Genomic DNA, 7,284 nt, shown 5'->3' on the forward strand with positions numbered 1-7,284 from the left:
AATGATGTGCTGTGAATCACAGTTGAGATTGTCACGCCGAGAACGGCCCGCTCCGTCGTGGGAGTGTGAGCGAACGCATCTCGATTTCGAAGGTGGCGCCGGCCGGGTACCAGGCGGTCGCCGCGCTGCAGCACCATGTCACGTCGACCGTCGATCCCACCCTCCTGGAACTGGTCAAGCTGCGGGCGTCGATCCTCAACAGCTGCGCGTACTGCATTGACATGCACAGCCGTCACGCCCTCGCGGCCGGGGAGGACAGCCGCCGGCTGTTCGCGGTAGCAGCCTGGAGTGAGGCGCCGTTCTTCAACGATCGCGAACGTGCCGCACTGGCGCTGACCGACGCCGTGACCCGCCTGGGCGAGCATGGGGTAGCCGATGAGGTGTGGGACGGCGTGGTGAAGCACTGGTCGGACGAGGAGGTCGCGAACCTGATCCTCGCTATTGCGACGATCAACGTGTGGAATCGGATCGCTGTGTCGACGGGGACGCGGCCGCCAGTGGGATGACCTCGTTCGCCGAGCAGTCCGCCGCGGAACCCGCTGACCAGTTCGTCGCCCACCAGCCGATGCTGCACGGCCTGGCCTACCGGCTACTGGGCAGCTGGCACGACGCTGAAGACGTCGTGCAGGAGGCGTATGTGCGCTGGTCCGGGGTTGACCAAGCGGGCGTGAGCGAGCCGCGCCGGTATCTGACCAGGGTGGTGGCGCGGCTCGCTGTCGATCATCTGCGTAGGAGACGCGTGCTTCGCGAAGGCTACGTCGGCGAGTGGCTGCCGGAACCGGTGGCAACTGATCCGTCTCCGTTCAGCGCGGTCGACACCTCCGACCTGTCGCTGGCCGTGCTGCATCTCATGGAGCGGCTCACGCCACCGCAGCGCGCGGTGTACGTACTGCGGACGGCGTTCGAGCTGCCGTATGACGAGATCGCCGCGATCGTCGATCGCACGCCGGAGGACTGTCGGCAACTGCACCGGCGGGCCGCGCAGACGTTGGAAGTAGACCGGCCTAGATTCGCCCCCAGCCGGGACGAACACCGGCGCCTGCTCACCGACTTCGTGGCCGCCGCCCGCGACGGCGACCTGCCGCGGCTGGAAAGCATGCTGCGCGCCGACGTCATCGCGTGGACCGACGGCGGCGGCCGGGTCCGCGCCGCGCGCAGACCGATCGCCGGACGGGCCAGGGTTGCGTACTTCTTCGCCCGCATCTACCGGCGGGGAGGGACGTTCAAGGTCGTGCACCTCGACCTCAACGGCGCTCCCGCCCTGGTCGTGGAGACTTCGAGGTCCGTGCATGCGCTCCTCGTCGAAGCGGACGGTCATGAGATCGTCGGCGTGTACGTGGTCGCCAACCCTGACAAGCTCGCCGCAGCTCAGTGAAAACGACCCGATGAGACTGTGGGAAGTTCCGGTCAGCGGTTGCAGGAAACCGTGGCGCGGCGAGCTCGGTGGGGCCATGACCCTCGGTGGGGCCATGACCAAGGCATTCACCCCTCGGCTGTAGGCCAGCGCCTGGAGGTCTATTCAGAACTCCCAGCACAGATGATCTATATCATGCATCGTCGCAGGCCAGGGTGCTGCTAAAAATCTTTATCGGAGAATTTTGCATAACCTTCTGGAGCAGACGCGGCCAGGCCAGACGCATGTACGGCGACTACAGGAAATTACCCAGCCTGCGCAGCGGAGTGGCGACCATGGGGAATCACCCATAGATACCCGGTTGCGCGCCCCGGAGCGCGCATGTGCGGGGGTGGGGAGAATGGCTCGCCGTCGGTGGTGGAAATGTCCGGATAGGCGACTAGACTCGTACACATGTTCGAATCCAAGGTGGGCGTCTCTGATCCGACCACCGGCACCCTCCCACCCGCGCGGCCCGTTGGCAGCGCTCCCGCGCCCGCCACCAGCGCTGGCACCGCCGAGGACGGTACCGGTGGTGACAGCGCCGCGGCTGCTTCGACCGCTGCCGGTGTGGCGGCTGCTCCGGCCGTGGCCGGTGTTGGGGTGGCCGGCGGTGGGTCCGCCAGCGGGGAAATCTCGGTGTCCCTTGACACGCTCGGGGAGTGCGACGCGGACGGTTGTCTGATGGTGATGGCAGCGGTCCGCCGGTACATCGCCGGGCTGGAGGCGCTGCTCATCCGCGCGCAGGCTCGCTTCGCCGCCCTGCGGAACGCCCTACCGGCTGCGGACGGTCCGGCCCCGGGCCGGCCGGGGCCGGATGCTGCGGTCGGGGTGGGGCTGTTCGCCGCCCAGGCCGCCGCCGTGGAGGCGAAGGTGCTGGCCCTGGGTGGGCGGGCCAGCCACAGCCTGTTCCGTCAGGCGTTGCGCCGCGCCGTCCTCGCCGTCGACCCCGACGAGGCTGTCCGCCGGCATGCCCGGGCCCACCAGGAGCGGCAGGTCCGGGTCCGGCCGGTGGAGGATGAGATGGCCGAGCTGTGGGCGTTGCTGCCCGCCGCTGATGCCCAGGCCGCCTACCAGCGCCTCGACCTGTTGGCCCGCGCCGCCGCATCGTCGGAGGATTCCCGGGGGATGGACGCTCGCCGCGCGGACGTGCTTGTCGATGTGCTGCTCGGCCGTGACCGTGGTGCCGACGTGTCCGTGGAGGTCGGGGTGCTCGTCCCTGTCGCACCCTGGCCGGGGCGGCTGACGCCCCCGGTGAGCTGGTCGGCTATGGGCCGATCCCCGCCGCCACCGCCCGTCAGCTGGCCGCGCAGGCGACGTGGCGGCGGATCCTGACCGACCCGGTCACCGGCCAGCCGGTGGAGGTGGGTCGGCGGCGGTTTCCCGCGCCGGGGCTGGCCCGCTACGTCCACGCCCAGGATCGCACGTGTCGGTTTCCGGGCTGCCGGAAACCGGCGCGGTTCTGCGATCTGGACCACGTCCGCCCCTACGCCGAGGGTGGGGAGACCGTGGAAGGGAACCTGATCGCGGCGTGCCGGCGACATCATCGCGCCAAACACGAGGGCGGGTGGACGGTGACGCGGGCCGCGGACGGGGTGGTGACCTGGACCGGCCCGACCGGCCGGGCCTACCGCACCGTGCCCGAACCGTGGGAAGATCTGGACCGTCCCCCACCCGCAACCGCATCCACCCCACCCGCAAACCACATCCACCGCGACCGCAACCACAGCACCGGGTTGCATATGGTGCGGTCTGCTACCAGGCCTGCGTCGGCGAAACTGTCGATTTTGAGGTTGTCGTCATGTTGATAGCGCAATCCGCAACGACAACCTCAAAATCGTCCATCGGATATGTGATTCTTGTAGAAGAAATATTATTTAGCGGTGTCACTTCGACGCGAATTCAGCATATGGGGGCCATGAGTATTGAGGCACAGCGGCTTGACGGGGCACACCAGCGCGAGCGGGTCCAGGTCAGACGGGTGGCAGTTGACGACGAGGTGCTCAATTCGGCGGTCTCGCTCCTGACTGATCATGCCGGAGGGGTCAGCAGGGAGCTTGCCGCGATCCGACCAACCTCTCCAGGCACCGACACGGTCGATGACACATTGCGTGCCGAGACCCTCGAGCGGCTACGCGTCGACCTCGACGTCCCGGTATAGATACTGTTCACCATCCCGCGTGGCAGCCAACTGCTTGCGCCTCCGTATGACACCGACTGGCAGACGGGACCTGGCGCCTTCGCCGTGGGGCCCGATTCGACGGGGTAGTCACCTTATCATTGAGTAGCGAGAATGCCGGAAAAAGGATAAACCAGTGCGATACCACACCCGAACCAGACGGAAACGCCGCTGGGTCGGCGTCAGCCGGCCATGTCGACGAAGCGGGAGTAGTGGCCCTGAAAAGCAACGGTGACGGTGCCTGTCGGGCCGTTACGGTGCTTTGCGACGATCAGATCGGCCTCGCCGGCGCGGGCTGACTCCTTCTCCACGGCATCCTCCCGGTACAGCAGGATCACAGCGTCCGCATCCTGCTCGAGCGATCCCGACTCGCGGAGGTCGGAAATCTGCGGACGCTTGTCCGCGCGCTGCTCCGAGGCACGGTTGAGCTGGGAGATCGCCACCACCGGGACGTCGAGTTCCTTGGCGAGCAGCTTGAGCGAACGCGATATCTCGCTGACCTCCTGCTGACGGCTCTCGGTTCGCTTCGGTGACGACATGAGCTGCAGGTAGTCGAGGACGATCATCCGCAGACTGTTGCGCTGCTTGAGGCGTCGGGCCTTCGCTCGGATCTCCATCATGGTCAGGTGCGGGCTGTCGTCGATGAACAGGGGCGCGTCGGCGACCTCGCCCATCCGGCGGGCCAGGCGCGCCCAGTCGTCATCGGTGAGCCGACCGGTGCGGATGTTCTGCAGGGACACCCGCGCCTCCGCCGACAGCAGCCGCATAGTGATCTCCATCCGGCTCATCTCCAGCGAGAAGATCACGGATGTCATGCCGCTGCGGATCGACGCGGACCGAGCAAGGTCTAATCCGAGTGTGCTCTTGCCGACGGCAGGCCTGGCCGCAATGATCCACAGCTGGCCGCCGTGGAGGCCGTTGGTCAGCTCGTCCAGATCGTTGAAGCCGGTGGGGACGCCGGTCAGTGCGCCGTCGTGCCCCGCGATCGCCTCGATCTCCTCCAGCGCGGGATTGAGCAGCTCGCCGAGCGGCGCGTAGTCCTCGCTCGAGCGGCGTTCGGTGACCTCGTAGACGGCAGCCTGCGCGCGGTCGACCACCTCGTCCACATCCTGCGCGGGGCCGAAGGCGAGCTGGACGATACGCGTGCCGGCCTCGGCAAGGCGGCGCAGAACAGCCTTCTCCGCGACGATGCGGGCGTAGTAGCCGGCGTTCGCCGCGGTCGGGACGCTGGAGATGAGGGTGTGCAGGTACCCCGGCCCGCCGACACGCTCGAGCAGTTCCCGCCGGCCGAGCTCGGCAGCGACGCTGATCACGTCAGCCGGCTCACCGCGACCGTAGAGGTCGCCGATGACGCCGTAGACCGTGCCGTGCGCGGGGCGGTAGAAGTCACTCGCGGCGAGCACCTCGACGACGTCAGCGATCGCGTCCTTCGACAGCAACATGCCGCCCAGCGCGCTCTGCTCGGCAGCCAGATCATGCGGTGGGGTGCGGTCGAACTCGACCGGTCCGCCGGAAGCAGCCCGAGTGCGGTCGACATCGGTCAGCGTCATGGCCGCGGCCCCGTCATGACTGCCCCTTTCCCGCACATTTCCCGCACGCCACACCCTCTTCGAACATATGTTCGATGACAGTGGCGACTTCGTCAATCCCCAGCGGATGTCTCATCGAGCACCCACCAGGCGGCGTCGACTGTACGGACGCGTGGGCCCGGCATCCAAAAAGTTATCCACAGATCCTGGGGATAACTCTGTGCACAACACCGAAGAACCTGGGGAAATCGTTGGGACAAGCCCACCGAGGCTGTGGACAACCAGTCGGAGCAGATATCGGCTGTGCTGCTATCAGCGCCGGAAGGCCGTCATCACCGCCCATCGCCTGTGGATGGAAGAAATTCGACGACGAATCATGCCGAGACCCCACACGAAGCCTCTGAACGGCCAGGGGATCTCGGCATCTAGCTACCCGGAAAGCACAACGGGTGACCGCGATATCGGCATCGGCCGGTCTACCGGCTCCATGCCTCCTGGGGGCTGCGGCCACGCGACAACAGTCATGATCGTGCAGCCTTCGCCCGATGCTGGCTTTCTTGGGGGCTCCGGCCGCGCGACAAGAACCATGATCGCAGCCTTCGCCCCTGTGACATCGCGGTCACCCGATCAGCGTGCGGTTCCGCGGCCGCCGTTACGGTCGGCCGCGTTCAGGTGATCGTCAGGCGGAGACGACTTCCAGGTTCACGGTCGCCACGACATCCGGGTGCAGGTGCACCGACACGGTGTGGGAGCCGAGTGACTTGATCGGCGTGGACAGTTCGACCCGCCGGCGGTCCAGGTCCGGACCACCAGCAGCGGTCACAGCCGCCACCACGTCCGCCGCCGTCACCGAACCGAAGAGCCGGCCTTCCTTGCCCGCCCGGCTCACCAGCCGGATGGACAGGGTCGAGAGCTGGCCGGCGATCTCCTTTGCGTGCCCGAGATCGCGAACCTGCCGGGCCGACCGGGCCCGGCGGATCTGTTCGATCTGCTTCTCGGCGCCCCGGGTAGCCACGATCGCGTACCGGCGGGGGATGAGGTAGTTGCGCCCGTAGCCGGGGGCGACCTCGACCGTGTCACCGGGGCTGCCGAGGCCGGGTACCTCCTGGGTGAGGATGAGCTTCATCGTCACCCTCCTCAGCGAGCCGTCGAGGTGTAGGGCAGCAGGGCCATCTCGCGGCTGTTCTTCACCGCGATCGCGATGTCACGCTGATGCTGGCTGCAGTTACCGGTCACCCGCCGAGCGCGGATCTTGCCGCGGTCGGAGATGAACTTCCGCAGCAGCGAGGTGTCCTTGTAGTCGATGTAGTCGGTCTTGTCCTTGCAGAACACGCAAACCTTCTTCTTGGGCTTGCGCACGGCCGCCTTGGCCATCGTGCACTCCTATGTCATGGGTTCGACCCGACGCCTGTGGGCTCGACCCGAAGGGGTTCTGTTCCTGTAGCCCTAGAACGGGGGCTCCTCGGAGTAGCCGCCGGGCGATGCCGACCACGGGTCGTCGACGGGCCCGCCGCCGTACCCCGAACCGCCACCGGCCGGGGGACCGTAGCCGCCACCCGAGGCAGGACCCCCGGACGCGGGCGGCCCGCCATAGCCACCGGACGGTCCTCCGTAACCGCCTCCGCCTCCGCCGCCGCTCCCGCCGCGACCGGCCTTGACGACCTTGGCGGTGGCGTACTTCAGCGACGGACCGATCTCGTCGACGTCCAGCTCGACCACGGTCCGCTTCTCGCCCTCACGGGTCTCGAACGACCGCTGCTTGAGCCGGCCCTGGACGATGACGCGGGCACCCTTCTGCAGCGATTCGGCGACATGCTCGGCAGCCTGCCGCCAGATGGAGCACCGCAGGAACAGCGCGTCCCCGTCCTTCCACTCGTTGGTGGCACGGTCGAGGGTTCGCGGTGTCGAGGCGATGGTGAAGCTGGCAACGGCCGCGCCGTTGGGAGTGAAGCGAAGCTCGGGGTCGTTCGTCAGATTCCCGACCACCGTGATGACTGTCTCACCGGCCATGGGGCCGCTCCCTTCAGGCCGCGGCCCTACGCCGGGGCTTCTTCTCGGGAAGCCGGATCACCTTGGTACGGATCACCGATTCGTTGAGGACGAGTTGGCGGTCGAGCTCGGCGACAACATCGGGCTCGGCGTGCAGGTCGATGATGGCGTAGATGCCCTCGAAACTCTTGCGG

Annotated in this window: 10 protein-coding genes; 5 read left to right on the forward strand and 5 right to left on the reverse strand. The window is 67.3% G+C overall.

What is annotated here, in order from left to right; genetic code table 11:
- Positions 1-65: 65 nt before the first annotated feature.
- The 5 genes from CV1CTNOD_RS23965 to CV1CTNOD_RS23985 all read left to right on the forward strand — a co-directional run bounded on the left by CV1CTNOD_RS23965 (position 66) and on the right by CV1CTNOD_RS23985 (position 3,554).
- Positions 66-506, forward strand: coding sequence for a carboxymuconolactone decarboxylase family protein (locus CV1CTNOD_RS23965; RefSeq protein ID WP_131788199.1), 441 nt, complete (start codon positions 66-68; stop codon positions 504-506).
- Entirely contained in the window at positions 458-1,375 is a 918-nt protein-coding gene (gene sigJ / locus CV1CTNOD_RS23970; RefSeq protein WP_242606986.1) for an RNA polymerase sigma factor SigJ, read from the forward strand. Before CV1CTNOD_RS23965 ends, sigJ begins: the two co-directional genes overlap by 49 nt.
- A 432-nt stretch (positions 1,376-1,807) precedes the next feature.
- A complete protein-coding gene (locus CV1CTNOD_RS23975; protein ID WP_131788200.1) occupies positions 1,808-2,728 on the forward strand; it encodes a DUF222 domain-containing protein in 921 nt (306 codons plus the stop codon).
- A 29-nt stretch (positions 2,729-2,757) separates the two neighbouring features.
- Positions 2,758-3,201 (forward strand): HNH endonuclease signature motif containing protein, encoded by a 444-nt coding sequence (locus tag CV1CTNOD_RS28485; RefSeq protein ID WP_165485701.1) that lies wholly within the window; start codon positions 2,758-2,760, stop codon positions 3,199-3,201.
- A 110-nt stretch (positions 3,202-3,311) separates the two neighbouring features.
- Entirely contained in the window at positions 3,312-3,554 is a 243-nt protein-coding gene (locus CV1CTNOD_RS23985) for a hypothetical protein (protein ID WP_131788201.1), read from the forward strand.
- Positions 3,555-3,754: 200 nt separating this feature from the next.
- Here the strand turns inward: CV1CTNOD_RS23985 and dnaB are convergent, their stop codons facing one another.
- From dnaB to CV1CTNOD_RS24010, 5 genes are all read right to left on the reverse strand, one after another.
- Entirely contained in the window at positions 3,755-5,122 is a 1,368-nt protein-coding gene (dnaB, locus tag CV1CTNOD_RS23990) for a replicative DNA helicase (RefSeq protein WP_131788202.1), read from the reverse strand.
- A 658-nt stretch (positions 5,123-5,780) separates the two neighbouring features.
- Positions 5,781-6,227 carry a 50S ribosomal protein L9 gene (rplI, locus tag CV1CTNOD_RS23995; protein ID WP_131768943.1) on the reverse strand — a complete coding sequence of 149 codons (447 nt, stop codon included), beginning with the start codon at positions 6,225-6,227 and terminating at the stop codon, positions 5,781-5,783.
- Between the two features lie 11 nt (positions 6,228-6,238).
- Complete coding sequence (rpsR, locus tag CV1CTNOD_RS24000) at positions 6,239-6,475, reverse strand: 30S ribosomal protein S18 (protein ID WP_013875613.1); 237 nt, start codon at positions 6,473-6,475, stop codon at positions 6,239-6,241.
- Positions 6,476-6,547: 72 nt separating this feature from the next.
- Positions 6,548-7,111, reverse strand: coding sequence for a single-stranded DNA-binding protein (locus tag CV1CTNOD_RS24005; RefSeq protein WP_131788203.1), 564 nt, complete (start codon positions 7,109-7,111; stop codon positions 6,548-6,550).
- 13 nt (positions 7,112-7,124) lie between these two features.
- Positions 7,125-7,284 (reverse strand): 30S ribosomal protein S6 (locus CV1CTNOD_RS24010; RefSeq protein ID WP_207386639.1); only part of this gene is annotated, 160 nt, incomplete at its 5' end.

Origin of the sequence: Protofrankia symbiont of Coriaria ruscifolia, from assembly GCF_900634745.1 — a bacterium.
In the GTDB taxonomy this organism is placed as follows: Bacteria; Actinomycetota; Actinomycetes; order Frankiales; family Frankiaceae; genus Protofrankia; species Protofrankia californiensis.

Excerpts from the sequence above, each read along its gene's own strand:
- CV1CTNOD_RS23975 (WP_131788200.1), top strand. The coding sequence starts at position 1,808 with ATGTTCGAATCCAAGGTGGGCGTCTCTGATCCGACCACCGGCACCCTC.
- CV1CTNOD_RS23985 (WP_131788201.1), top strand. The coding sequence starts at position 3,312 with ATGAGTATTGAGGCACAGCGGCTTGACGGGGCACACCAGCGCGAGCGG.
- dnaB (WP_131788202.1), bottom strand. The coding sequence starts at position 5,122 with ATGACGCTGACCGATGTCGACCGCACTCGGGCTGCTTCCGGCGGACCG.
- rplI (WP_131768943.1), bottom strand. The coding sequence starts at position 6,227 with ATGAAGCTCATCCTCACCCAGGAGGTACCCGGCCTCGGCAGCCCCGGT.
- rpsR (WP_013875613.1), bottom strand. The coding sequence starts at position 6,475 with ATGGCCAAGGCGGCCGTGCGCAAGCCCAAGAAGAAGGTTTGCGTGTTC.
- CV1CTNOD_RS24005 (WP_131788203.1), bottom strand. The coding sequence starts at position 7,111 with ATGGCCGGTGAGACAGTCATCACGGTGGTCGGGAATCTGACGAACGAC.